Source organism: Micromonospora sp. CA-263727 (assembly GCF_050942455.1).
Lineage (GTDB): Bacteria > Actinomycetota > Actinomycetes > Mycobacteriales > Micromonosporaceae > Micromonospora.
The window spans coordinates 3248913-3274022 of record NZ_CP192031.1 but is presented as its reverse complement, the minus strand read 5'-3'; the positions used below and the strand labels follow the sequence as shown (position 1 = coordinate 3274022).

The 25110-nt window shown below is 72.9% G+C and carries 23 protein-coding genes; 18 read left to right on the top strand and 5 right to left on the bottom strand.

Features of this window, described 5'->3' with window-relative positions:
- Positions 1–20: 20 nt before the first annotated feature.
- Positions 21–938 (bottom strand): ketopantoate reductase family protein, encoded by a 918-nt coding sequence (locus tag ACQPYA_RS14395; RefSeq protein WP_433533090.1) that lies wholly within the window; start codon positions 936–938, stop codon positions 21–23.
- A 19-nt stretch (positions 939–957) separates the two neighbouring features.
- Positions 958–2058, bottom strand: coding sequence for an enolase C-terminal domain-like protein (locus tag ACQPYA_RS14390; protein WP_433533089.1), 1101 nt, complete (start codon positions 2056–2058; stop codon positions 958–960).
- A gap of 122 nt (positions 2059–2180) precedes the next feature.
- On the opposite strand from ACQPYA_RS14390, the gene ACQPYA_RS14385 reads away from it, so the two are divergent.
- The 10 genes from ACQPYA_RS14385 to ACQPYA_RS14340 all read left to right on the top strand — a co-directional run bounded on the left by ACQPYA_RS14385 (position 2181) and on the right by ACQPYA_RS14340 (position 11663).
- On the top strand, positions 2181–2951 hold the full coding sequence (locus ACQPYA_RS14385) for an SDR family NAD(P)-dependent oxidoreductase (protein WP_433533088.1): 771 nt from the start codon (positions 2181–2183) through the stop codon (positions 2949–2951).
- Positions 2952–3272: 321 nt separating this feature from the next.
- Entirely contained in the window at positions 3273–3569 is a 297-nt protein-coding gene (locus ACQPYA_RS14380; RefSeq protein WP_433533087.1) for a DUF1540 domain-containing protein, read from the top strand.
- A gap of 108 nt (positions 3570–3677) precedes the next feature.
- Positions 3678–4454, top strand: a complete 777-nt coding sequence (locus tag ACQPYA_RS14375; RefSeq protein ID WP_433533086.1) for a DUF2470 domain-containing protein — start codon at positions 3678–3680, stop codon at positions 4452–4454.
- A gap of 178 nt (positions 4455–4632) precedes the next feature.
- The gene (locus ACQPYA_RS14370) at positions 4633–5829 is read left to right on the top strand and encodes a thiolase family protein (protein WP_433533085.1); all 1197 of its coding nucleotides are present in this window, start codon (positions 4633–4635) and stop codon (positions 5827–5829) included.
- Positions 5826–6734, top strand: coding sequence for an enoyl-CoA hydratase-related protein (locus tag ACQPYA_RS14365; protein WP_433533084.1), 909 nt, complete (start codon positions 5826–5828; stop codon positions 6732–6734). Before ACQPYA_RS14370 ends, ACQPYA_RS14365 begins: the two co-directional genes overlap by 4 nt.
- A complete protein-coding gene (locus ACQPYA_RS14360) occupies positions 6721–7959 on the top strand; it encodes an acyl-CoA dehydrogenase family protein (RefSeq protein WP_433533083.1) in 1239 nt (412 codons plus the stop codon). Before ACQPYA_RS14365 ends, ACQPYA_RS14360 begins: the two co-directional genes overlap by 14 nt.
- 13 nt (positions 7960–7972) lie before the next feature.
- Positions 7973–8599, top strand: coding sequence for a TetR family transcriptional regulator (locus tag ACQPYA_RS14355; protein ID WP_433533082.1), 627 nt, complete (start codon positions 7973–7975; stop codon positions 8597–8599).
- Between the two features lie 73 nt (positions 8600–8672).
- Positions 8673–9461: a crotonase/enoyl-CoA hydratase family protein gene (locus ACQPYA_RS14350; RefSeq protein WP_433533081.1), complete on the top strand. Its 789-nt coding sequence runs from the start codon at positions 8673–8675 to the stop codon at positions 9459–9461.
- Positions 9458–10480, top strand: a complete 1023-nt coding sequence (locus ACQPYA_RS14345) for a phosphotransferase family protein (protein ID WP_433533080.1) — start codon at positions 9458–9460, stop codon at positions 10478–10480. The genes ACQPYA_RS14350 and ACQPYA_RS14345 overlap by 4 nt, the downstream gene beginning before the upstream one ends.
- Positions 10481–10505: 25 nt before the next feature.
- The gene (locus tag ACQPYA_RS14340; RefSeq protein ID WP_433533079.1) at positions 10506–11663 is read left to right on the top strand and encodes an acyl-CoA dehydrogenase family protein; all 1158 of its coding nucleotides are present in this window, start codon (positions 10506–10508) and stop codon (positions 11661–11663) included.
- Positions 11664–11701: 38 nt separating this feature from the next.
- On the opposite strand, the gene ACQPYA_RS14335 is transcribed toward ACQPYA_RS14340, so the two are convergent.
- A complete protein-coding gene (locus ACQPYA_RS14335; RefSeq protein ID WP_433533078.1) occupies positions 11702–12502 on the bottom strand; it encodes an enoyl-CoA hydratase/isomerase family protein in 801 nt (266 codons plus the stop codon).
- Positions 12503–12571: 69 nt separating this feature from the next.
- Here ACQPYA_RS14335 and ACQPYA_RS14330 point away from each other — a divergent pair, with 69 nt between their 5' ends.
- The 8 genes from ACQPYA_RS14330 to ACQPYA_RS14295 all read left to right on the top strand — a co-directional run bounded on the left by ACQPYA_RS14330 (position 12572) and on the right by ACQPYA_RS14295 (position 22056).
- Positions 12572–13654, top strand: a complete 1083-nt coding sequence (locus ACQPYA_RS14330; protein WP_433533077.1) for a CaiB/BaiF CoA transferase family protein — start codon at positions 12572–12574, stop codon at positions 13652–13654.
- A gap of 51 nt (positions 13655–13705) precedes the next feature.
- A complete protein-coding gene (icmF, locus tag ACQPYA_RS14325; RefSeq protein WP_433533076.1) occupies positions 13706–16915 on the top strand; it encodes a fused isobutyryl-CoA mutase/GTPase IcmF in 3210 nt (1069 codons plus the stop codon).
- A 26-nt stretch (positions 16916–16941) separates the two neighbouring features.
- Positions 16942–17700 carry an SDR family NAD(P)-dependent oxidoreductase gene (locus ACQPYA_RS14320; RefSeq protein WP_433533075.1) on the top strand — a complete coding sequence of 253 codons (759 nt, stop codon included), beginning with the start codon at positions 16942–16944 and terminating at the stop codon, positions 17698–17700.
- Complete coding sequence (locus ACQPYA_RS14315) at positions 17697–18455, top strand: enoyl-CoA hydratase/isomerase family protein (protein ID WP_433533074.1); 759 nt, start codon at positions 17697–17699, stop codon at positions 18453–18455. Before ACQPYA_RS14320 ends, ACQPYA_RS14315 begins: the two co-directional genes overlap by 4 nt.
- Before the next feature lie 280 nt (positions 18456–18735).
- The gene (locus tag ACQPYA_RS14310; RefSeq protein ID WP_433533073.1) at positions 18736–19521 is read left to right on the top strand and encodes a hypothetical protein; all 786 of its coding nucleotides are present in this window, start codon (positions 18736–18738) and stop codon (positions 19519–19521) included.
- Positions 19522–19531: 10 nt separating this feature from the next.
- Positions 19532–20740, top strand: a complete 1209-nt coding sequence (locus ACQPYA_RS14305; protein WP_433533072.1) for a sensor histidine kinase — start codon at positions 19532–19534, stop codon at positions 20738–20740.
- Positions 20728–21396, top strand: a complete 669-nt coding sequence (locus ACQPYA_RS14300; protein WP_433533071.1) for a response regulator — start codon at positions 20728–20730, stop codon at positions 21394–21396. Before ACQPYA_RS14305 ends, ACQPYA_RS14300 begins: the two co-directional genes overlap by 13 nt.
- 138 nt (positions 21397–21534) lie before the next feature.
- Positions 21535–22056, top strand: a complete 522-nt coding sequence (locus ACQPYA_RS14295; protein WP_433533070.1) for a hypothetical protein — start codon at positions 21535–21537, stop codon at positions 22054–22056.
- On the opposite strand, the gene ACQPYA_RS14290 is transcribed toward ACQPYA_RS14295, so the two are convergent.
- A complete protein-coding gene (locus ACQPYA_RS14290; RefSeq protein WP_433533069.1) occupies positions 22051–22623 on the bottom strand; it encodes a sigma-70 family RNA polymerase sigma factor in 573 nt (190 codons plus the stop codon). The genes ACQPYA_RS14295 and ACQPYA_RS14290 overlap by 6 nt on opposite strands.
- 140 nt (positions 22624–22763) lie before the next feature.
- Positions 22764–25109 carry a discoidin domain-containing protein gene (locus tag ACQPYA_RS14285; protein WP_433533068.1) on the bottom strand — a complete coding sequence of 782 codons (2346 nt, stop codon included), beginning with the start codon at positions 25107–25109 and terminating at the stop codon, positions 22764–22766.
- Position 25110: the final 1 nt, after the last annotated feature.

Sequence of the window (25110 nt, the reverse complement as noted above, 5' to 3'; positions counted from 1 at the left end):
TGGGGCTGAGGTGGGCGACATCAGGACGGGACCGGGGTTCGGGCCGGAGACAGCGTCTCCAGCAGATCGGTCGCCATCTGTGAAAAGGGTGCGTCAACGTCATTGATCCGCGCAACTCGCACCAGCGCGCCGCTGATGGCGTCGTGTTCAAACCGCCGGCCGGCGTGCAGATCCTGCCACATCGAGGAACGCACGCTCGTGGGAAACGCCGCGAACTCGTCCAGCATGGCTTCGGCCAGATCCGGCGGCAGGGTCGCGCGCTGGGTCGCCGCGACGGCGCGTACCTCCGCGACCAGCGCGGCGGCCACCCGGCGCAGTTCCGGCCGCCGCCCGACTTCACGTACCGGCAGGTCGGTGATGGTGGTGAGGGAGTTGCCCACGACGTTGTAGGCGAGCTTCGTCCACAGTGCGGTGGCGAAGTCCTCGACCACCTCCACGCGAAGCGAGGTCGGCCCGGCGAGGCCGGCGAAGGCCCGGCCGCCGTCGTCGGCCGGCACCCGCACCAGGCCGTCCAGCGTCTGCACCACCCGTCCGGGGCCGCGGCGCTCGGCGCCGTAGGTGACGATCGCCGGCACGACCCGGTCGCGGTCGGCGAAGGCGGCCATCCGTTCCCGGTGCTCCACCCCGTTCTGCGCGACCAGGATCGTCGCCGTCGTGGTGGCGGGCGTGCCGAGCCAGGCGGCGAGCCGGGCGGTGTCGTAGGTCTTGGTCGCCACGACCACCCAGTCCACCGGCGGCAGCAGCTCCGGGCCGACGACGGGCGTCACCGCCGCGCCGACCGGCGGCGAGTCGCCGGTGGGCCCGCGCCGGCTGAGCGTGAGTTCGGAGAGCGGCCGGCGGGCGGCGACCAGGACGTCGAGCGCGGGCGACTCGGCGAGCCGGGCGGCGAGCAGCCCGCCGATCGCGCCCGCGCCGAGGACCAGCACCCGCCGGGCCACCCCGACTCCGACCGGGGGCTCAGGTGAACTGTCTGGTGGTGGCATCGTCGATGACATCCCAGTCCAGCTCGTAGCCCAGCCCGGGGGCGGTGGGCGCCCGGACGTACCCGTCGTCGCCGACCTCGATCACGTCCTTCATGCCGAAGTCCAGCGGCCCGCGCGGGTAGGGCAGCTCGAAGAACTCGCAGTTGCGCACCGAGAGGATGTAGTGCAGGTGCGCGGCCTGGATCAGCGTCGAGCCGTACGAGTGCGGCTCCATCCGCCGGTTGTGCAGCTCGGCCAGCGCGCCGATCTTGCGTAGGCCGGTGATGCCGCCGATGATGTCGCCGACCGCGCGCAGCCCGTCGCACGCCCCCTGGGTGAGGTAGTGCGCGAAGGTCCACGGCCCGCGCGCCGTCGACTCGCCCATCAGCACCGGCACGTCGAGCACCTGGCAGAGCTGCACGAAACCGGCGACGTCGTCGTCGCGCATCGGATCCTCGTACCAGTGGAAGCCGAGCTTCTCGATCTCGCGGCCGACCCGCACCGCGTCGTGCCAGTCGTACGCGCTGGTGGCGTCGAGCATCAGGGTGAAGTCGTCGCCGACCGCCGCCCGGGTGGCCCGGCACGCCTCGATGTCCTTGTCCGGGGTCGCCGCGGCGTGCAGCTTGACGCCGTGCAACCCCTGCTCCTTGCACTTGACCGCGATCTCCGCGTAGTCCTGCGCGTGCTGCTGGGTCTCCGTGGTGACGTAGACCGGCGCCCGGTCCCGGTACGCCCCGAGCAGCTCGTAGATCGGGCGGCCGGCGGCCTTGCCGGCGATGTCCCAGAGTGCGATGTCGATGTTGCTGGCCGCCTTCGGCGAGATCATGTAGCGGCTGAACGCCATCAGCTCGTGCCAGATCTTCTCGCGCTGGAACGGGTCGGCGCCGATCAGCATCGGCTTGAAGAAGTGGTTCGCCGACTCGGCGATCTCGTGCGGGGCGGCCGGCAGCCACGAGGTGGAGACCCCGGTGATGCCCTCGTCGGTCTCGATCTCGAAGACCGTCATGGTGAGCTGCACCGGAGGGATGTCCTCGCGCCACTGGAAGACGAACTCGGGTGGCGCGACGACCCGGGTCCGCAGCTCGGTGATCTTCATGCGTTCGCCCTTCCGGCATTACAGGAATGTGAACGGCGTCACTTGCCCGAACGTAGGGCCAAGTTGACACTCGTGTCAATAGACGTCGGCCGGGTCGACCTCGGCACTGCGAAGGGACATCGATGAGTACTGCGCTGTTCGACCTGACCGGCCGGCGGGCCGTGGTGACCGGCGGCACCGCCGGCATCGGCCTGGCCATCGCGGGGGCGCTCGCCGATTTCGGGGCCGATGTCCGCATCTGGGGCCGCGACGAGGGTCGCGTCCGGGCGGCGGTGGAGCTCCTCGGTGGCCGCCCCGGCCGGCCGAGCGGGCAGGTGGTGGACGTCGCCGACGAGGCGGCCGTCGCAGCCGGCATGGACGACGCGGCCGACCGCCTCGGCGGCCTGGAGATCGTCGTGGTCAACGCCGGGATCGGCGGCACGAGCAGCCGGCTCGTCGAGTCGACGACCGAGGACTACCGCCGGGTGATGGCGGTGAACCTCGACGGCGCCTACTGGACCGTACGGGAGGCGGCCCGGGTGATGGTGGCGGCCGGCCGGGGCGGGTCGATCATCGCGATCTCAAGCCTCGCCGCGGTCGAGGGAGCCGCACACAACCAGCCCTACGGCGCGGCCAAGGCCGGGCTGCTCGCGCTCGCCAACGGCGCTGCGGTCGAACTCGCCCGGCACGGCGTACGGGTCAACACGATCCTGCCCGGCTGGATCGCCACCGACATGAGCCAGCAGATGCAGGAGTCGACCGCCTTCACCGAGCGCGTGATCAGCCGGGTGCCGCTACGCCGCTGGGGCCACCCGGACGACCTCGCCGGAGCCGCCGTCTACCTGGCCGGCGACGCCTCCCGGTACACCACCGGCACGGAACTGGTGGTCGACGGCGGCTACCGCATCTTCTGACCACGCGGCGACCCGGTCACCACACCCGTATCCGCTCCGGATTCACCCGACGACAGTCGGCCACGAATACCCCCGAACAAAGGGCAGCCTTACCTTTTCTCAAAGCCGGAATAAAGGTTAGGCTTACCTTCACTTCGACACGATGTGACGAAATCCTCGATAGTTTCTTGGCGGCTCTCCAACGCACCTGAACAGGCGATATACCGCAGAGTGCGGGCGAACTCTGCTTGCGGAATCGCGCCGACGGACGGTTTTTTGGCTATTCTTGAGAGGCGATCGAGCCTCGGCCGATCAAGATGGCGAACAGTTAACGGAGGAACCATGAAGACCCTCTTGCAGATGCCCGCAGTACGCGAATGCGCCGCCGTCACGTGCAGCTTCAACGACGGCGGCTGTCACGCCCCGGCGGTAACCGTCGCGGCGGCCGGCGAGGCCGCCTCCTGCGCGACGTACGTCGAGTCCTCGGTGCGTGGCGGCATCGCGGAGATCACCGGCAGCGTCGGCGCGTGCGCCCGCACCGACTGCACCTACAACACCAACCTGGCCTGCAAGGCACCGTCCGTCCAGGTCGGCGCAGGCAGCACGGCCAGCGACTGCCTCACCTACCAGCCCGCCTGATCCGGCCGCAGGGGCAGGTCACCGGCCCCCCTCCAGCGCAGTCCGCTTGAATAAGGTAAGCCTTGCCTATTAGGCTGACCGAGGCGACTGCGGTGGAAGGAGGCCGGCGTGACAGCCCAGAGCGAACGGCCGTCGGCACTTGTCGGCGAGTGGTCGCCGTCCGACGCGGTCGCGGTCCGGTCCGCCCTCGCCGCCTGCACCTCGCTGCGGCTGGAGGTCGGCGGCACCGCCGCGGACCTGATCGATGCGCACACCGCCCTCGCCGACGGCACGGTCGTCGTCGCCGTCGACGCGATGACCCCGCTCGGCGGGCTGCTCGTCGCCGCCCGTGGAGCGGGTGGCGCCGTCCGGCTCGATCTCACGCACCTGGTGCCGGTGCCGGTGCGCGCCCGGGTGCGGGCGCGGGTCACCGTGACCGGCCGGGTCCGCCGGTTCGATCCGGCCGCCCTCGACTCGTGCGACGACGACGCCGTCACCGCGTTGCTCAACCTGCCGCCGGTGGCGCTCTGGACGGTCGAGCCCGACGGCGTGCAGGTCCAACGGCAGGGCGCCGTCGTCGAGGTGCCTATCGCCGCCTACCGTGCGGCCGGTCCCGACCCGGTCGCCACCGTCGAGGCGGCGCACCTGGCCCGCCTGTCCCGGCAACACCCCCACATCGTGCGCCGCTTCGCCGCGCTGATGGACCCGGAGCTGACCGCCGCCGGCGTCCGGCTGGTACCGGTCGCCGTCGACGCCGACGGGTTGACCCTGCGGGCCGAGACCACGCACCGGCACCGCGACATCCGGCTGCCGTTCCGCGTCCGGGTCAGCGACGAGGCCACCCTCGACCGGGAACTGCGGCGGCTCGTCCCGGACGCGGACTCCCACCCGCACCGCGAGGCGTAACCCTCCACACACACCCCGGCCGCCAGTCCGGCGGTTGACCTCGAGTGGATGCACGCCCTACGCTTACTTAGCGAGCGCTAAGTAAGCGCCATCCGCCGCGGTACGGCGACAACCGGCCTCCGCCATCGAGGTTCGACAGCCGCGCCGCTCGGACGGGGCATGGACGGGAGGTCCAGAAGTGGTCGACGCAGTGCTGGTGGACGTGGCGCGGACCGCGTCCGGGCGAGGCAAGGCCGGCGGCGCCCTGTCCGGGGTGCACCCCGCGGAGCTGCTGGGCACGGTGATCCGGGCGGTGGTCGAGCGCAACGGGCTCGACGGCAGCGAGATCGACGACGTGATCGCCGGCTGCGTGAGCCAGTGCGGCGACCAGGCCATGAACGTGGCCCGCACCGCCACCCTCGTCGCCGGGTTGCCCGAGCAGGTGCCCGCCACGACGGTCGACCGCCAGTGCGGCTCCAGTCAACAGGCGGTCCACTTCGCGGCGCAGGCGGTGATGGCCGGCGCCTACGACGTCGCCATCGCCTGCGGGGTGGAGAGCATGAGCCGGGTGCCGATGGGTTCAGCCAACACCGGCGGGGAGCCACTGGCACCGCTCGCCGCCCGATACCCCGACGGGCTGGTCGGCCAGGGCGTCTCGGCCGAGCTGATCGCGGCGCGGTGGAAGCTGGGCCGCGACCAGCTCGACGAGTACTCGGCCCGGTCGCACGAGCGGGCCGCCCACGCCACCGCCACCGGCGGCTTCGCCCGCGAGATCGTCCCGATCGACGTGACCGACGCCGCCGGCACGGTGCGTTCCCACTCCGCCGACGAGACCGTCCGCGCCGGCACCACCGCGCAGACCCTGTCCGGGCTGCGCTCCTCCTTCCGTACCGACGCGCTCGCCGCCCGGCATCCCGAACTCGCCTGGCAGATCACCCCGGGCAACTCGTCGCCGCTGACCGACGGCGCCTCGGCCGCGCTGATCATGAGTGGGGAGCGGGCCCGCGCGCTCGGGCTCACCCCGCGGGCCCGCTTCCGCGGCTTCGCGGTCACCGGCAGCGACCCGCTGCTCATGCTCACCGGGGTCATCCCGGCCACCGAACGGGTGCTGCGCCGGGCCGGCCTCTCCGTGGACGACATCGACGCCTTCGAGGTCAACGAGGCGTTCGCGCCGGTCCCGCTGGTCTGGGCGCAGGAGTTCGGCGTCGACGCCGCGCGGCTCAACCCGCGGGGCGGGGCGATCGCGCTCGGTCATCCGCTCGGCGGCTCCGGCACCCGGCTGCTGGCCACCTTGCTGCACCACCTGGAGGACACCGGCGGGCGGTTCGGCCTACAGACGATGTGCGAGGGCGGCGGCATGGCCAACGCCACCGTCATCGAACGGATCGACCGATGAACGACCACGTCCGCTACGAGGTGCGCGACCACGTCGCCGTCGTCACGCTCGACCGTGCCGAGGCGCTCAACGCCTTCACCGACCAGATGGAGTCGGGCCTGATCGAGTGCCTGGACGCGGCCGACGCCGACGACACGGTACGCGCGGTGGTGCTCACCGGCGCCGGCCGGGCCTTCTGTGCCGGGATGGACCTGACCGACGGCGCCGACACGTTCCGGGCCTGGCGGACCAGCCCGCAGGCGCCGCCCGGGACCCGGTTCGACGTGCCGGGCGAGGAGTTGCCGATGCGCCGCGACGGCGGCGGTCGGGTGGTGTTGCGGATCTTCACCGCACTCAAGCCGGTGATCGCGGCGATCAACGGCCCCGCGGTCGGCGTCGGCATCACCATGACCCTGCCCTGCGACATCCGGATCCTCGCCGACGGCGCCCGGGTGGGCTTTCCCTTCGCCCGGCTGGGCCTGGTGCCCGAGTCGTGCTCGTCGTGGTTCCTGGCCCGGGTGGTCGGACCGCAACGGGCGTTGGAGTGGCTGCTCACCGGACGGGTCTTCGACGCCGCCGAGGCGCTCGCCAGCGGGCTGGTACGCAGCACCCACCCGGCGGGCGAGGTGCTCCCGGTCGCGCTCGGGCTGGCCACCGAGATCGCCGAGCGGGCCGCCCCGGTCTCCGCCGCGCTCACCCGGCAGTTGGTGTGGCGGATGCTGACCGCCGAGCACCCGGCGGCGGCGCACGAGGCGGAGACGCAGTTGCTGAACACGCGCGGCATGAGCGCCGACGCGGCCGAGGGCATCGCCGCGTTTCTCGCCAAACGGGCGGCGCGCTTCACCGACCGGGTCTCGCGGGACCTGCCGCCGTTACCGCCCGGTCCGGGCCTACCTCCGGCGGGAGATCGTCATGTCCGGGCCTGACCTGCGGCTGTCGTCGCAGGGCGAGCAGCGGTACGCGGAGATGGTCGCGTTCCTGCGCGACGAGGTGCTGCCCGCCGAGCCCGCCTACCACCGCCACCGGGCGGCCGGTGGACCGGACGACCACAGCGTGCCGCCGGTGATCGAGGAACTCAAGCGGTCGGCGAAACGGCGCGGGCTGTGGAACCTCTTCCTGCCGGCCGAGTCCGGGCTGAGCCAGGTGGACTACGCGAACATCGCCGAGGTCTCCGGCTGGAGCCTGGAACTCGCTCCCGAGGCGATCAACGGGCAGGCGCCGGACACCGGCAACATGGAACTGCTGCACCTGTTCGGCACGCCGGAGCAGCGCGAGCGGTGGCTGGAACCCCTGCTGGACGGGCGGATCCGGTCGGCGTTCGCGATGACCGAGCCGGACGTCGCCTCCAGCGACGCGACCAACATCGCCACCACGATCCGCCCCGACGGGGACGGGTACGTGGTGACCGGCCGCAAGTGGTGGACCAGCGGGTTGGCCGATCCCCGCTGCACCCTCCTCGTCGTGCTGGGCCGGACCGGGTCCGACGCGCCGGCGCACCGGCAGCACTCGATGGTGCTGGTGCCACGGGACGCCCCGGGCGTCACCGTGCACCGGGACGTGCCGGTCTTCGGCCGGTACGACCAGCACGGCCACTGCGAGGTGAGCTTCGCCGACGTGCGGGTGCCGGCGGCTGACCTGCTCGGCGCGCCGGGCGATGGTTTCGCGATGGCCCAGGCCCGGCTCGGGCCCGGCCGCATCCACCACTGCATGCGGGCGCTCGGTGCCGCCGAACGGGCGCTGGCCATGCTGATCGCCCGGGCCCGGGCCCGGGTCGCGTTCGGCCAGCCACTGCTGGAACGCGAGACGATCCAGCGGGAGATCGCCGAGTCCCGGATCGCCATCGACCAGGCCCGGCTGCTCTGCCAGGCCGCCGCGCGCACCATCGACGAGGCCGGCAACCGCGCCGCGGCGGCGCAGGTCGCGATGGTCAAGGCGATCGTGCCCCGGGTCGCCACCGAGGTCATCGACCGGGCGATCCAGGTGCACGGCGGCGCGGGGGTGAGCGACGACGTGCCGCTGGCCGCGATGTGGGGCTGGCACCGGGCGATGCGGATCTTCGACGGGCCCGACGAGGTGCACCTGCGCTCGGTGGCCCGCGCGGAGATCCGTCGCCGCCCCCTGGTCGACCTGTCGCTAGAGTGCCCGTCATGAGGCGGTCGCGGGCATGAGACGGTCGACGGCCGGCGCCCCGCAGGACGACCCGCGTACGCGGGCGTCGCGCCCGGTCACGCTCAGCCCGATCCTGACCGCGGCGCTGGAGGCGTTCTACGAGAACGGCTACCACGGCGCCACGGTGCGGGACATCGCCGCCCGGGTGGGGGTGACGGTGCCGGCGCTCTACTACCACCACGAGAACAAGGAGGCGCTGCTCTACGCCCTGCTGGACACCTCGATCAGCCGGTTGGACACCGTCTGCCGGCTGGTCGACGCCGGCGGTGGCGGTCCGGTGCAGCGCTTCAACGACCTGGTCGAGTGCCTGGTACGGCACATGGCGGTCAGCGGCAAGCTCGCCTACCTCGATGGCGAGCTGCGGTCGCTCGCCCCGGAGCACCGGCGCAGCTACATCGCCAAGCGGTCGGCGATCGAGGGCCGGCTGCTGCGCGCGGTCGAGGAGGGCATCGCCGACGGCTCCTTCGACCTGACGTACCCCCGGGACACGGTGCGGGCGATGCTCGGCACCATCCAGGCGGTGGCGACCTGGTACCGGCCCGACGGCGAACTCTCGCTGGACGACCTGGTGAAGCGATACCTGGCGATCCTGTCCCGGATGGCCGGCCTGCGGTCGGCCTGACCCTCCCCGGCCGTGGGCTTCAGCCCCTCGGCGAGCACGGTACTGAGCGAGCGATAAGTAAGCAGGAGTGGAGATGGATTCTTCCGAGCCGGCGCAGGTCGAGGTCCGGGACGGCGTCGCCGTGGTGACGCTGAACCGGCCCGCAGCGCTCAACGCGGTCAACGCCGACCTCTCCCGCGCGGTCGGCGACGCCGTCACCGCGGCCGAGGCCGACCCGCAGGTCCAGGTCATCGTGCTCACCGGCGCGGGCCGGGCGTTCTGCGCCGGCGCCGACCTCAAGGCGATCGGCGCCGGCCTGTCACTGCACCACCCGGGGCATCCGGAGTGGGGTTTCGCCGGCTTCGTCGACCGGCCCCGGCAGAAGCCGGCGATCGCGGCGGTGAACGGCCTGGCCCGGGGCGGCGGCACGGAGCTGATGCTCGCCTGCGACCTGGTCGTGCTCGGCGAGGACGCCACCGTGGGCCTGCCGGAGGTGCGACGCGGCCTGTTCGCCGCGGCCGGCGGGTTGATCGAGCTGCCCCGTCACCTGCCGGTGAAGCTGGCGATGGAACTCGCGCTGACCGGGTCCACGATGGATGCCGCCACCGCCCTGCGCTGGGGTCTGGCCAACCGGGTGGCGCCGGCCGGCGAGGTGCTCGCCGCCGCCCTCGCGCTCGCCGGGGAGATCTCGGCCAACGCCCCGCTCGCGGTGCGGGTGAGCCGGGAGCTGGTGCGCGGGGCCGCCGGGGCGGGCTCGCCCTGGGACGCCCAGCTGCACGACCAGCAGGACCGGGCGATCCAGGACCTGCTGGTCAGCGACGACGTCCGGGAGGGCGCGGCCGCGTTCGCCGAGAAGCGGGCGCCGCGGTGGAGCGGCTCGTGACCGCGCCGCCGGTCGACCTCACCGCGCTGGCCCGGGTGCTCACCGAGCAGGGCGTCACCCTCGCGGAGCCGCTCACCGCGACACTGGTCGCCGGCGGCAGGTCGAACCTGACCTTCCGGGTCACCGACGGGGTCGGCCGCTGGATCCTGCGCCGCCCACCGTACGGCTCGTACCATCGCGGGGCCCACGACGTGGCGCGGGAGTACCGGGTGATGGCCGCCCTCGCGCCCACCCCGGTCCCGGTGCCGCCGGTGGTCGCGCTCGCCACCGACGCGGACGTGCCGTACTACCTGATGGCCGAGGTGCCGGGCACCGTCCTGCGGACCCGGCAGCTGGTGGCGGCCCTCGCCCCGGCCGACCGGCGACGGTTGTCCGCCGCGATGGTCGACACGCTGGCCGACCTGCACGACGTACCGATCGACGCGGTGGGCCTGGCGGACTTCGGTCGTCCGGACGGCTTCCTCGCCCGCCAGCTGGCCCGGTGGCACCGCCAGTACCACGCCGTCTCGCAGCGGCACACGGCGCTGGTCGACGAGTTGGCCGGCCGGCTCGGGGCAGGTCTACCGCCGCCGGGTGACGCCTCGGTCGTGCACGGCGACTACCGCATCGACAACCTCATCGTGGCGCCGGACGATCCGGGCCGGATCGCGGCGGTGCTCGACTGGGAGATGGCCACCCTCGGTGACCCGCTCGCCGACCTCGGCATGCTGGTGATGTTCTGGGACGAGATCGGCCGGCCGTTCAACCCGATCACCGGCGGGCTCACCGCGTTCGAGGGCTTCCTCGACGTGGACGAGGTGGTCGCCCGCTACCGCGCCCGCCGTGGCCTCGACGGTCGGGTCTCCGCGACGCTGCCCTGGTATCTGGCCTTCGCAAAGTTCAAGCTGGCGGTGATCCTCGAACAGATCCACGTCCGGCACGCCGCGGGGCAGACCCTCGGCGACGGCTTCGACGGGATCGGCCGGATGGTCGACGAGTTGCTCGACGACTGCGCCACGGCAGACCTGACGACCCGGTGACCCCGAACGACCTGGAAGGACGGCGATGAGACGCAACCTCTACACCGACGACCACGAGCAGTTCCGCGACGTGGTGCGGACCTTCGTCGCCCGTTCCGTGGTGGACAACCTCGACCGCTGGGAGGCCGACCGGCTGATCGACCGCGAGGTGTGGATCGCCGCCGGCAAGCAGGGCGTCATCGGGCTCTCCGCGCCGGCCGAGTACGGCGGCGCCGGGCAGCATCACGACTACCGCTACCGCAACATCGTGCTGGAGGAGTTGGCCCGGGTGCACGCCACCTCGCTGGCCTCCAGCTTCTCGCTCCAGGACGACATCGCCATCCCGTACCTCGCCAAGCTCGGCTCGCCCGAGCAGCAGGCCCGCTGGCTGCCGGCGATGGCCGCCGGTGAGCTGATCGGGGCGATCGCGATGACCGAGCCGGGCACCGGCAGCGACCTGCGCGGGGTACGCACCTCGGGGCGGCGGGTCGACGGCGGCTGGCTGGTCAACGGCACCAAGACCTTCATCACCAGCGGCATCAACGCCGACCTGGTCATCGTGGTCACCCGCACCGATACCGACGGGGACACCCCCGGCCTCAGCCTGCTCGTGGTGGAGCGGGACATGGCCGGCTTCAGCCGGGGCCGCAAGCTCGACAAGGTCGGCCTGCACGCGCAGGACACCGCCGAACTCTTCTTCGCCGATGTCTTCGTACCCGACGCCAACGTCCTCGGCGAGCTGGGCGGCGGGCTGCGGCAACTGGTCGGCCTGCTGCCCCTGGAGCGGCTCTCCATCGCCGCCCACGCCGTGGCGGTGGCCGACGTGGTGCTCGCCGGCACCCTCGACTACGTCAACGAGCGGCGGGCCTTCGGCAAACCGATCGCCGACTTCCAGAACACCCGGTTCGAGCTGGCCGCGATGGCCACCGAGATCGACGTGACCCGGGCCTTCGTGGACCGGGCGATCCTGGCCCACGGCGACGGCGACCTCACCGTGGTCGACGCGGCGAAGGCGAAGCTCGCCGCCTCGGAGATGCAGAACCGGGTCATCGACCGCTGCCTGCAACTGCACGGCGGGTACGGCTTCATGCTGGAGTACCCGGTGGCCCGGGCCTTCCAGGACGCCCGGGTGCAGCGCATCTTCGGCGGCACGAACGAGATCATGAAGGAGATCATCGGGCGTGACCTGGTCGGTCGCCGGTGACCGGCCAGGTTACCCGCCCGCCCGCCGCGCCCCGCAGGTCAACGGCGGTGGTACGTCGGCGACCGCTTCTCCAGGAACGCCCGGGTCGCCTCGACCCGGTCCTCGGTCATGTTCGCCACCATCTGCTGCCGGTTCTCGAACTCGACCGCGGCCCGGAAGCTCGGCGTCTCCAGCGCGATCCACATGCCCACCTTGGTCAGTTCGACCGAGGCGGGCGGGTTGCCCATGATCTCGGTCGCGGTGCGGCGCGCCTCGGCCAGCAGTTCGTCGGCGGGCACCACCCGGGCCAGCAGTCCCCCGTGGAGCGCCTCGGCGGCGTCGAAGCGTCGGCCGGTCAGCATCAGCTCGTGGGCCCGCCCGGCCCCCATGATCCGGGGCAGCAGCCAGGACACCCCGATGTCGCAGGCCGAGTAGCCCGCCCGGATGAAGGAGACGGCGAAGACCGCCTCCGGCGCCGCGATCCGCACGTCGCTCGCGCAGACCAGGGCGAGCCCGCCCCCGGCCGCCGCACCGTTCACCGCGGCGATCACCGGTTGGGGCAGCTCGTGCAGGCGGTGGGCGAGATCGGCGATCTCGCGCTGCCGGTCGAAGGTGCGCAGCATCTCGCCACCGGCGGCCACCTGGTCGTCGTCGCCGTACCCGGACAGGTCGAGGCCGGCGCAGAACGCGCGTCCCGCGCCGGTGAGCACGACCACCCGGCAGTCGCGGTCACGGCGGATCGCCTCCAGCGCGGCGGCCAGGTCGCCGACCAGGCGGTGGTTGAGCGCGTTGAGCGACTGCGGCCGGTCCAGCGTCAGCGTCGTGATGCCGTCCTCGCCCCGGTCCACCTGCACCGACATGACTGCCGTCCTTTCCTCGACCGCTACTTAGCGAACGATAACTAGATCGCGCCGGAAGGAGAACCCACTGTGACCCGGGCCCTCGACCAGATCCGCGTCCTCGAACTCGCCGGGATCGGCCCCGGCCCGCACGCGGCGATGCTCCTCGCCGACCTCGGCGCCGACGTGGTACGGGTGCAGCGACCACACGCCCTGCCCGACCAGCTGCCCAGCCACGTGCTGCGCCGGCGCAGCACCGTCGAGGCCGACCTCAAGGACCCGGCCCAGCGGGACCGCGTCCGGGACCTCGCCGACCGGGCCGACGTGCTGATCGAGGGCTTCCGCCCCGGCGTCGCCGAACGTCTCGGGCTCGGCCCGGACGTGCTCACCGCCCGCAACCCCCGGCTGGTCTACGCCCGGATGACCGGCTGGGGACAGACCGGCCCCCGGGCGCACACCGCCGGCCACGACCTCAACTACATCTCGATCACCGGGGTCCTGCACGCCATCGGGCCGACCGAGATGCCGGTGCCGCCGCTGAACCTCGCCGGCGACTTCGGCGGCGGCTCCCTGTTCCTCGTGGTCGGGATCCTCGCCGCCCTGGTCGAGCGCGCCCGCTCCGGCCTCGGTCAGGTGGTCGACGGCGCGATGGTCGACGGGGTCAGCGTGCTGGCCCAGCACGTGCTGGAGATGAAGGCGCAGGGCGCCTGGGCCTACGGACGGGCGCAGAACCTGCTCGACGGCGGCGCGCCGTTCTACCGGACGTACCGCTGCGCCGACGACCGCTTCGTCGCCGTCGGCGCGCTGGAGCGGAGGTTCTACGCGCTGCTGCTCAAGGGCCTGGAACTCGACTCGGCCGCCCTGCCCGACCAGTACGACCGCACCGGGTGGCCGACGCTGGCGACGGAGTTCGCGCGGGTATTCCGCAGCCGCACCCGTGGCGACTGGAGCCGGGTCTTCGACGGCACCGACGCGTGCGTGACCCCGGTCCTCAGCTTCGACGAGGCGGTCGCCGAGCCGCACGTCGCGGCGCGGGGCTGCCTGCGGTCGGTACACGGGCACGTCGCCGCGGGCACCGCGCCGCGGCTGTCCCGGTCCGTGCCCCCGCCGGCCGGCGCCGAGGCGGTGGCCACCGTCGAGGACGTCTCCGCCCGCTGGGCCACGGCCGACTGAGTCCCTGCCCGCCCCGCCCGCCCCCGCCGATCCGAAGGTTCGAGTGCCGAGATGCCCCTCCACGTCGCCAGCAACCCGATCCGGTTCGTCACCGCGTCGAGCCTCTTCGACGGACACGACGCCTCGATCAACATCATCCGCCGCATCCTCCAGAAGCAGGGCGCGGAGGTGGTCCACCTGGGCCACAACCGCTCCGTCCAGGAGGTCGCCGACGCCGTCGTCGAGGAGGACGCGCAGGGCGTCGCCGTCTCCTCGTACCAGGGTGGACACATCGAGTACTTCGAGTACCTGGTGGACTCGCTACGCGCGGCCGGCGCCGGCCAGGTGCGGGTCTACGGCGGTGGCGGCGGCGTGATCGTGCCGGCCGAGATCGCCCGGCTACGCGGCCACGGCGTCACCATTTTCGCCCCGGAGGACGGCCAGCGGATGGGCCTGCCGGGGATGGTGAACCTGATGATCCGCGAGTGCGACGTGGATCCGTGGCAGCGTGACCCGGTCGACGCCGCCGCGGTGCTCTCCGGTGACCGGCGTGCGCTGGCCCGGGCGATCACCGGCGCGGAACTCGGCGCGCTGCCCGGCCCGATGCGCGACGAGCTGCGGGCCGCCGCCGAGCGCCGCGGCGCACCGGTGCTCGGCATCACCGGCACCGGCGGCTCGGGCAAGTCCAGCCTCACCGACGAACTGATCCGCCGCCTGCGGTTGGACCAGCGGGACGCGCTGCGGGTGGCCGTCGTCGCGGTCGACCCGACCCGGCGGGCCACCGGCGGTGCCCTGCTCGGCGACCGCATCCGGATGAACGCGCTGGACGGGCGGCGCATCTACTTCCGCTCGCTGGCCACCCGGGGCGGCCACCAGCTGCCCGAGGCGCTCGGCACCATCATCGACCTGCTGAAGGCCGCCGGGTTCGACCTGGTCGTGGTGGAGACACCCGGCATCGGGCAGGGAGACGCGGCGATCGTGCCGTACGCCGACGCGTCGCTGTACGTGATGACACCGGAGTACGGCGCCGCCAGCCAGCTCGAAAAGATCGACATGCTCGGCTACGCCGACGCGGTGGCGGTCAACAAGTTCGAGCGGCGCGGAGCCGAGGACGCGCTGCGCGAGGTACGCCGCCAGCTGGTGCGCAACCGGGAGGCGTTCGGTGCGCGCCCCCGGGACATGCCGGTCTTCGGCACCTCGGCGGCCACCTTCAACGACGACGGGGTGAGCGCGCTCTACCAGCATCTCCGGACCCTGTTGGTCGGCGCGGGGCTGCCGGCCGGCGACGGGGTGCTGCCGCGCGTGGACGTCCGGGCCTCGACGATGATCCGGCAGCTGCTGCCGAGCGCGCGGATCCGGTACCTCGCCGAGATCGCCGAGCGGGTGCGCGCGTACCACGCCGACACCGAAGACCTGGCCGAGCAGGCACGGCGGGTGCAGCGACTGGAGCTGGTCGCCGCCGAGGTGGACGCGGCGCCGGTGCACGACCTGCTGGCGGCCGCCCGAGCGCAGCTGCCGGCCGAGGTCGGCCGGCAACTCGCCGAATGGCCCGAGGTGGTGTCGGCGTACCGCGGCACCGAACACGTCTTCCGGGTGCGGGACCGGGAGGTCCGCACCCCGCTGACCCGGGAGTCGCTCTCCGGCAACGCCATCCCCCGGGTCGCGCTGCCCCGCTTCACCGACCACGGCGAGCTGGTGCGCTTCTTCCGGCGGGAGAACCTGCCCGGCCACTTCCCGTACACCGCCGGGGTTTTCCCGTTCAAACGCGACGGCGAGGACCCGGCCCGGATGTTCGCCGGCGAGGGCGACCCGTTCCGTACCAACCGGCGGTTCAAGCTGGTCTCGGCCGGCTCCCCCGCCACCCGGCTGTCGACCGCGTTCGACTCGGTGACGCTCTACGGCCGGGACCCGGACCTCCGTCCCGACATCTACGGCAAGGTCGGCACCTCCGGCGTCTCGGTCGCCACCCTCGACGACATGCGGGCCCTCTACGACGGCTTCGACCTGGTCTCCCCCACCACCTCGGTCTCGATGACCATCAACGGCCCGGCGCCGACGGTGCTGGCCTTCTTCCTCAACACGGTCATCGACCAGCAGGTGGATCGGTTCGAGGCCGAGCACGGGCGGGCGCCCGACGCCGACGAGCACGCCGCGCTGAGGGCCGGGGCGCTGCGCCAGGTCCGGGGCACCGTGCAGGCCGACATCCTCAAGGAGGACCAGGGCCAGAACACCTGCCTGTTCTCCACCGAGTTCTCGCTGCGGATGATGGCCGACATCCAGGAGTGGTTCATCGCCAACGAGGTGCGCAACTTCTACTCGGTCTCCATCTCGGGCTACCACATCGCCGAAGCCGGGGCGAACCCGATCAGCCAGCTCGCCTTCACGCTGGCCAACGGCTTCACCTATGTGGAGACGTACCTGGCCCGCGGCATGCACGTCGACGACTTCGCGCCGAACCTGTCGTTCTTCTTCTCCAACGGGATGGACCCGGAGTACTCGGTGCTCGGCCGGGTGGCCCGGCGGATCTGGGCGATCGCCATGCGCGACCGTTACGGCGCGAACGAACGCTCCCAGAAGCTGAAGTACCACATCCAGACCAGTGGCCGGTCGCTGCACGCGCAGGAGATGGACTTCAACGACATCCGGACCACGTTGCAGGCGCTGATCGCCATCTACGACAACGCGAACTCCCTGCACACCAACGCGTACGACGAGGCGGTCACCACGCCGAGCGAGGAGTCGGTACGCCGGGCCCTGGCCATCCAGCTCATCATCAACCGGGAGTGGGGCCTGGCAATGAACGAGAACCCGCTACAGGGGTCGTTCATCGTCGACGAACTCACCGACCTGGTGGAGGCGGCCGTGCTGGCCGAGTTCGACCGGATCAACGAGCGCGGTGGCGTGCTCGGCGCGATGGAGACCGGTTACCAACGCGGTCGCATCCAGGACGAGTCGATGCGCTACGAACAGCGCAAACATGACGGCACGCTGCCGCTGATCGGGGTCAACACCTACCTGCGCGACGACCCGGAAGCGCCCGCCACGGTACCGCAGCTGGCTCGCGCCACCGAGGCCGAGAAGGAATCGCAGCTGCGCCGGCTGCACGGGTTCCACCAGGCGCACCGCGACGAGGCCGACGCCGCGCTGACCCGGCTCAAGCAGGCGACCATCGCCGGCGAGAACGCCTTCGCCGTGCTGATGGACGCCGCCCGGGTCTGCTCGCTCCAGCAGATCACCGACGCCTTCTTCGCCGTCGGCGGACAGTACCGCCGCAACGTGTAGCAGCACCGACCAAGGGAGTAATCAGCATGCGAATCACCGACACCGCCGCCGTCGTGACCGGCGGCGCCTCCGGACTCGGCGCGGCCACCGCCGCCGCCCTGGCCGCCCGGGGATCGTCCGTCTTCGCCCTCGACCTCGAACCGGCTATCGCCAACGCGCCGCAGGTCGAGGGGGTCACCTACCTCGCCGCCGACGTCACCGACGCCGAGAGCGTGCGTTCCGCCGTGGAGACCGCGGCCGGCTCCGGGGTCCCGCTGCGGATCGTGGTCAACTGCGCCGGGATCGGCCCCTCGGCCCGGATCCTCGGCCGCGGGGGCGTACACGACCTTGCCCTTTACGCGAAGATCGTGCAGGTCAACCTGATCGGCACCTTCACCGTGCTGGCGTTGGCCGCCGAGCAGATCGCCCGGACCGAGGGAGACGAGCACGGCCAGCGCGGCGTCGTGATCAACACCGCCTCGGTGGCCGCCTTCGACGGCCAGGTGGGCCAGGCCGCCTACTCCTCCTCCAAGGGCGGGATCGTCGGGCTGACCCTGCCGGCCGCCCGGGACCTCGCCCAGTACGGCATCCGGGTCTGCACCATCGCGCCGGGCATCATCGACACGCCGCTGCTCGCCACCGTCTCCGCGGAGTTCCGGGCCGCGCTGGCCGACGGGATCCCGTTTCCCCGACGCCTCGGCCGGCCCGACGAGTTCGCCCAGCTGGCGTTGAGCGTCATCGACCACGACTACCTCAACGGCGAGGTGTTCCGGATGGACGGCGCGCTGCGGATGGCACCCCGATGAGCGGACCGGTGCGCTACGAACTCGACGGCGCGCTCGCCCGGATCACCCTGGACCGGCCGGCCGCATCCAACGCGATCGACCTGCCCACCGCCGAGGCGCTCGCCGCGTGTGTGGGGCGAGCCGGAGCCGACACCACGGCACGGGCCGTGCTGCTCACCGGCGCGGGCCGACGGTTCTGCGCCGGTGGCGATCTCGCGGCCATGGCTGCCGCAGCCGACCGGGGAGCCTACGTGCACCGCCTCGCCGGCACGCTCGACCGTGGACTGCGGGCACTCGCCGATCTGCCGAAGCCGGTCGTGGCGGCGGTGCAGGGCGCTGCGGCGGGCGCCGGGCTGGCCGCCGTGCTGTCGGCGGATGTCGTGGTGGCGGCCCGGTCGGCCAGGTTCGCCGCCGCGTACACCGCGGTCGGCCTGACGCCGGACTGTGGCTTCTCCCGGCTGCTGCCGAGGGCGGTCGGGCAGCCCCGTGCCCTGCACCTGACCCTCACCGGCCGAACCCTCACCGCGGCCGAGGCCCTGGAGTGGGGTCTCGTCGCCGAGGTGGTCGACGACGGCGACCTGAACGCGCGCGCCGAGGCGCTGGCCGCCGAGTTGGGCGCCGGACCGGTGCGGGCTCTCGGCGAGGCGAAACGCCTGTTGCGCGATTCGTGGCAGCGTTCGCCGGAGGAGGTGGCGCACGACGAGGCGCAGACCATCGCCACCCTCGCCACCGGCCCGGAGGCAAGCCAACGCATCGACGCATTCCTCAGCCGTTAGCGCGCCAGCCCCGGCCCACCCGCTGTGATGCTCGGCACCTTCGCGCTCGTCCCCGGTCCTCGATCCCATGGATCACCGCCAGTTAGACTTCTGCCGGACACGTCGGCCGGACCTGCTACAGCGACTCCGGTGGATACCGCACATCAACAGGACCACCGCCCGTGGAGCCGCCCATTCCGTCCCGGATTGGGTCGGCCCGGCGTTGTCTGTCTGCATACCCGGTGTGTACCGTGGGCCCGTCACGTGCATGGTTCATGGCTCTCCGTGGGGGAATTGAACGGTGCCCAACGAAGTAGTGTCCAATGTCGCCGATCCGGTCGCACGCATCGGCAGCGCACCAGATCCGGATCGCCCGACCCGCACCGGGCACTGGGTGGGCATCAGCACACTGGCCGGCGCGATCGCGCTGGCCGCGGTCGCGGTGCCACCGCTACTCGCGCCGGACGAGCGCCGCCCGGACGGGTCCCAGGACGGGGTCGTCGCCCCCGCGGCGACGACCGCCCCGACCGACCCGGCATCGCCCTCCCCCGTCGCCACCGAGGCAGCGGGTCCCGCCGCGCCGAACGCCGAGCCGACGTCGAGCCCGACCGTGCGGAACGCCACGCCGACCTCGGGCCCCGCGCCGAACCCGGCCGGTACGGTAGCGCCGGCCCCGACGCCAGCGCCGTCTGTCACCACAGGCCGCTCCACTCCGCCGCCGTTCGTGCCGATCAGTGTGCAGGCGGAGGATCCCGGCAACCTGCTCAGCGAAGGCGCCGGCGTCGTCAGCTGCGCCACCTGCGAGGGCGGCGCCCGCGTCCGCTACCTCGGCCGGCTCACCGCCTACCTCACCACGCCGACGGCCGGTCTTCGCACCATCACGGTCACCTACCAGGTCAAGGGCGAGCGCACTCTCAAGATCTCCGTCAACGGGGAGGCGCCGACCACCCACCGTCTCACCGGGACCGACTGGGACACCCCCCACACCTTCCAGTACACCGCCCTCGTCCCGGCCGGGCGGGTCAGCCTCACCTTCTACAACGACACCGGTCCGCCCCCGGACATTGACAAGATCACCGTAGGTTGACCGCGACCGGATGAGCCGATTCGTCGCGTACGTCGCCCTGTGCCGAGCCATCCTGCTGGGCAGGTTGGCGCTGACGTTGGCGGCGGTCGGTGTCGGCATCCGCCTCGTGGACGACACCTGGCAGACCGTCGGCACCCTTGTCGTCATCACCGCCGCGACGATCCTCCAGATCAGCGTGCTGAGCCGATGGCCGGCCGTCATCCGGTGGCGGCTGTGCTTCCTGGCCGTCGACACCGCGCTGATGATCGCCGTTCTGGTGCTCAGCCGCGGCGGCATCGCCTTCTTCTGCTACGCCGCCGGCTTCGCCGCGCTCACCGGGGCCCTGCTGGGCACCCGCGCGCTACCACTCTGGATCGTCAACGCCGGGCTCGGGCTGACCGTGGCGACGCAACTGCTGCGGGCCGAGGGAGCGCAGACGGCAGACTCCGTCGCCGCTCCGTTCGTGCTCGCGTTCCCGATGATCGATATCGTCTGCGGGTACGGCGCCGCCGTCGTGACCGCGGCCCTGGCCCGGTACATCGACGCCTCGGTGGCGGCGGTGACCAGCGCCCACCAGTCGGCGGCGGCCTCGGAGCGGGCCCGGCTGGCACGCGAGCTGCACGACTCGGTCGCGAAAACGCTGCGCGGGGTGTCGTTCGCCGCCGTCGCGCTCCCCAGCCTGCTGCGCCGCCAACCCGACCTGGCCGAGGAGCTTGCCAGCACCGTCTCCGCCGGGGCCGACACCGCGATCCGGGAGGCTCGCGAGCTGCTTTCCGGGCTACGCCGGGACGCGCTGGACCGGCCGCTGGCCGAGTACCTGCGGCAGGCCTGCCGGGCCTGGTCGGAACGGACCGGCGTACCGGTGCGCCTCGACGCCACCGCCGTCGAGCCGACCCCAGCGGCCCGGTACGAACTGGCCCAGATCCTCAACGAGGCGTTGGAGAACGTGGCCCGGCACGCGGACGCGACGCTGGTCGAGGTCGGCCTGCACGAACGGGCGGGAGACGTGATGATGACCATCCACGACAACGGCGTCGGCTTCGCCCTTCCCGACGAGCTGACCACGCTCTCCACCGCGGGCAACTTCGGCATCATCGGGATGACCGAACGCTCCCAGGCGATCGGCGGCACGCTGCGGGTCGACTCCAGCCCGGGGGGCGGCACCACGGTGGTGGCCCACGTACCGCTCTCGGCTGCGGCCGGCGTCGCCACGATCCGGAGCGGCGGGTGGTCGCCGTGATCAAGGTCATGATCGTCGACGACAATCCGATCGTACGGATGGCGTTACGCGGCTACCTCGCCAGCGCCGAGGACGTGACCGTGGTCGGTGAGGCGCCCGACGGGCGGACCGCGGTGACCACGGCACAGCGGCTGCGCCCGGACGTGACCCTGCTGGACCATCGGATGCCGATCGCCGACGGGCTCAGCGTGGTCAGCCAGCTCACGGAGCACTCTCGCGTGCTCGTCCTGACCAGTGACGACGCCGACGAGCTGATCGCCGGGATGCTGCGCGGCGGCGCCCGCGGCTACCTGGTCCACGGTGAGTTCGACCCGGCGGAGCTGCTGCGCGCGGTCCGGGCCGTGGCCGCCGGTCAGGGCTGGCTGTCGCCGCGCAGCGCCTCGGTCACCATCTCGGTGCTGCGTGAGCAGGCGGCCCGCGAGCAGGAGGGGACGGATCGGGCGGAGACCATCCGGACGATGCGCGAGGGGTTCGGCCTGACCCCACGCGAGCAGGAGGTGATGGCGCTGCTCTGTGCCGGGCATGCCAACGCGGCGATCGCCCGCCAGTTGCTGCTGACCGAGAAGACGGTCAAGAACCACCTCGCGAACATCTTCACCAAGTTGCAGGCCCGTAACCGCACCGAAGCGGTGGTGCGGTGGACCGGACGGCAGTAGGCCGCCGGCCGTCTCCCATCCGGCGGGCCATCGGCTGAACACCACGGCCCGAGCCGCCGTCGTACTGACGACGGGCCCTTCCGCCCGGCACCACCGCCCGGATGGGGTATCTATGAGCGACGGATCGGCGGCCGGCCGATGAGCGACGCCCGCGAAGAGCCGAGCAACGTCCCCGGCGGAGCGACGGACGGCCGGTCCATGGTGGTCACCGCGCTGATCGCCCATCCCTGCGCGGTCGAGCGGGCCGCCCTGCACGCCGTGCTCGACTCCGGCGAGCGGATCCGGGTCGTCGCCGCCACCGGTGACCGCGGTGAGGCGGTGGCCCTGGCCGACCGGCTGCACCCCGCCGTGACCCTGCTCGACGAGCAGGTCACCGGGCCGGACAAGCAGGAGCTGGTCGCCGCCCTGGCCCGCCGGTCGCGGGTGATCATCCTGACCGGCGCGACCGACCGCCGGACGATCACCTCGCTGCTCCGCGCGCCGGTGCGCGGCTGTCTGGTGTACGGCCACTTCGAGGCCCCCGACCTGCTCGGCGCGGTCCGCGCGGTCGCCGCCGGGCTGGGCTGGCTCTCACCGGTGGCGGTGGCGGCCGCGAGCTGGGAACTGCGGAACCGGGCGGCGGGCCGCAACGGCCAACCCGGGCCCGCGTACCGGTCATGACACCAGTTCGTCGACGCTGTCCAGGATGCCCCGGGCGGCCCGCAGCGCGTAGAACGATCGCGACCGTACCGTCCCCTCCGGGATCCCGATCCGGCTGGCCGCTTCGGCGACCGAGGCGCCGCCGTAGTAGAGCTCGACCAGCACGGCACGGTGCTCGGGGGTGAGCCGGCAGAGCGTGTCGGCCAGGGTGAAGCGGTCCACGATCTCCTCGAACACGTTCTCCGGTGACGGCATCCACCCCACGTCCACGCCGTAGATCTCGGCCGGCCGGGCGGCGCGCGCCCGGGCCGCGTCGATCGCCAGATGCCGGGCGACGATGAAGAGCCACCGGCGGATCGTGTCCGCCTCCGCCGGCAGCTCCCCCAGCCGGCGCCACGCCCGCAACATGGTCTCCTGCAACAGGTCCTCGGCGAGTTCGCGCTGCCCACGGGTCAACCGCAGCAGGAAGTAGTACAGCGGTTGGGCGTTCGCGGCGAAGATGGCCCGCATCCGGCGTACCCCGTCGGTGTCGGTCCCGACCGATCCCGTCGGGCAGACGTCGGTGTCCACGGCGGTCGCCTCCCTCATGCCGGATGATCTATGTGGCGCATCGCAGGCTAGCGACCGGCAGGGCCGGGACGCCTGAGGCGAAGGGCCCAGGGCGACCCAGACGTGGTCCCGGGCGCCGGCGGTCATCGGCGGCACCCGGCTCGGCCGGGCCGCCGGTGTCAGCGCACCTCGAACTCGTAGATCGAGTACCCGTACCCCGGCATGTCGCGGGCCGTGCCGACCATCCGCAGGTAGCGGGCCGGCGTCCGGACGAACGCGATGTCGACGACGCCACCGGCGCCGCTGCCGGTCTGGTGAACGGTCCGCCACGTCCGCCCGTCGGCGGACAGTTCGACGCGGTACGCGGTCGCGTACGCCCGTTCCCACCGCAGCCTGACCTGGCCGACCTGCCAGATCTCCCCGAGGTCGACGGCCAGCCACTGTGGATCCGGGGCGAAGGCGCTGGCCCATCGGGTGTCCGGATCGCCGTCGACGGCCTGGCCGGCCCCGAGCCGGCCTTCGGCTTCCACGCTGGAGGCGGTGGCGGAGCCGGCGAGCGCCAGGTTTCGTCCGGAGCTGTTGACCCGGCCGGGAAGGGCCGAGGCGGACGGTGACGCCGATGACCGGGACGGGGTGGGTGCGGACGGTCGGCTGGCCCGCGCCGCCGGTGCCCGCGTCGAGGCCGCCACACCGGGTACGGCGCGGGAGGCCGCGGCGGCCGAGGGAGCAGCGATCGGCGGGGTGGGTGTGGGTGCCGTCGAGATGACCGACGGCTCCGGCAGCGCCAGCGCGGGATCACCCGGCGACGGGGGCGGCTCGCTGCTCTGGGCGCGCTGCTCGTCCGGGCCCGACCGGGCCGAGGTCGGCTGCGACACGTATCCGGTGGCCGTCGCGCCCGCCAGGGCCGCGACGGCAGCCAGGACCGGGATCGCCCGCCGAGCGGACCGTGGCCGCCGCCCCGCGGCCGGCGGCATCGGCAGAGCGGGCAGCGCCAGGGTCAGGTCGCCCGGCCGGACGGGAGTTGCCGGCTGCCCGGAGCTGTCGCCCGGAGTTGGTTCTGGCGCACCATGCGGTTCTGTCGGGGCGGGAGCCTTCCCCGGCCCGTCCGGCGCGTCGGCGCGCGGTGCGGACCGGACGGGCCGGGTCGCCGGCGGCACCGGGCAGGAGACCGAGCGTTGGGCCGCGGCTGGCCCGCCGGCACCGGGCAGCGGTTCGCGCAGCACCAGCGCCCGCTGGACCGCCGGCACCGGCCCGGTGGTGAGGTCTTCGGTGGGAGTCGGTGCGATGTCGACACCGGCGGCGTCGACGAACCGGGCCGGCGCCAGTTCCACCCGGCGGCGGGCGTCGGCGGGCAGCCGGGCCAGCAGCGCCCCGAGCAGTGGCAGCACCTGGAAGCTCGGCGGCTGGCCGGGAAGTCCGACGAAGATCCGCAGCTTCCCGAAGTCCCACGGGTGTGTCCGCACGGCCTGGGCCCCGGTTTCCTGCCCTGCCGGCCGCACCCAGAGCCCGGACTGGGTCACCTCGGCGACCCACTCTTCGTTGAGCCGGAACGGGTTTCCGTCGAGAGGCTGGTACCCGTCGACTCCGCGCACTGGCCCGCTGAGGCGGATCGCGCCGGTGGGGGCACAGCTGAGGGTGGTGGCGAGCGGTTGCCAGCCGGCGCCCCGATCGTCGACCGCCAGGCTGACCGGCCGGCCGTCGGACGCGAGCACCGGCAGGCCGGTGCGAACCGTGACCGGGTGGGCGTCGGCGCGGGCCAGCTTCGCGGCCACGGCGACGGCCGGGGTGGCCGATCCGTACGGTGCCAGGACCAGGCGCCGGCGCAGCCGGGGCGCGAGTCGGTGCAGCAGTGCGCCGAGTTCGTCGTCGCTCGGGTCCGGCTGGCCGGGCCGGCCGACCACCAGGAGCGGCCGGGTGGGATCCGCCGGTACGCCGTAGACGATGTCGTCCAGGTCCGGCCCGGACCGGTCGGGCGAGTGCCGGAACAGCCACATCCCCGCCGGAATGGGCAGCAGCGTCAACTCGCCGGCCGCCGTGGCCTCGGCCGCGCAGAACTCGTCGACGTCACGCTCCCAGCGGGGTTCGGGGCTGCGGCGTCCGGCCGGCGTGACGGTGCCGTCCGGGGTGTGCCGCAGCCAGCCGTCCACTGCGAACAGCGACCCGCCGGGCACCAACAGCACCTGCGTGCGGGGCGCGTCGAGGACGGCGGTCAGCTCGCGGGCGAGCCGACCGGCCAGCGTCGCGCCCGCGCCGGGCACCACGACGCGGGCCCGGCTGCCGGGCGGTACCGCGATCGGTAGCACCGTCTCGATGACCGACCGGTCGTCGTCGGCGTCGAGCGGACCGATGACGGTGACGACGTCGGGTTCTGCCGAGAGGCCGGCCGCCATGGCGGGGACCCTCCCGGCGGGGTCGCCGCCGACGACGACCACCCGCTCCCCCACCCAGTTCAGGGCGGAGCCGATCCGGCGGAACCGGCCGGTGTCGGTGAGCCAGCCGGCCCGGTCTCGATCCCCACTCGTCATG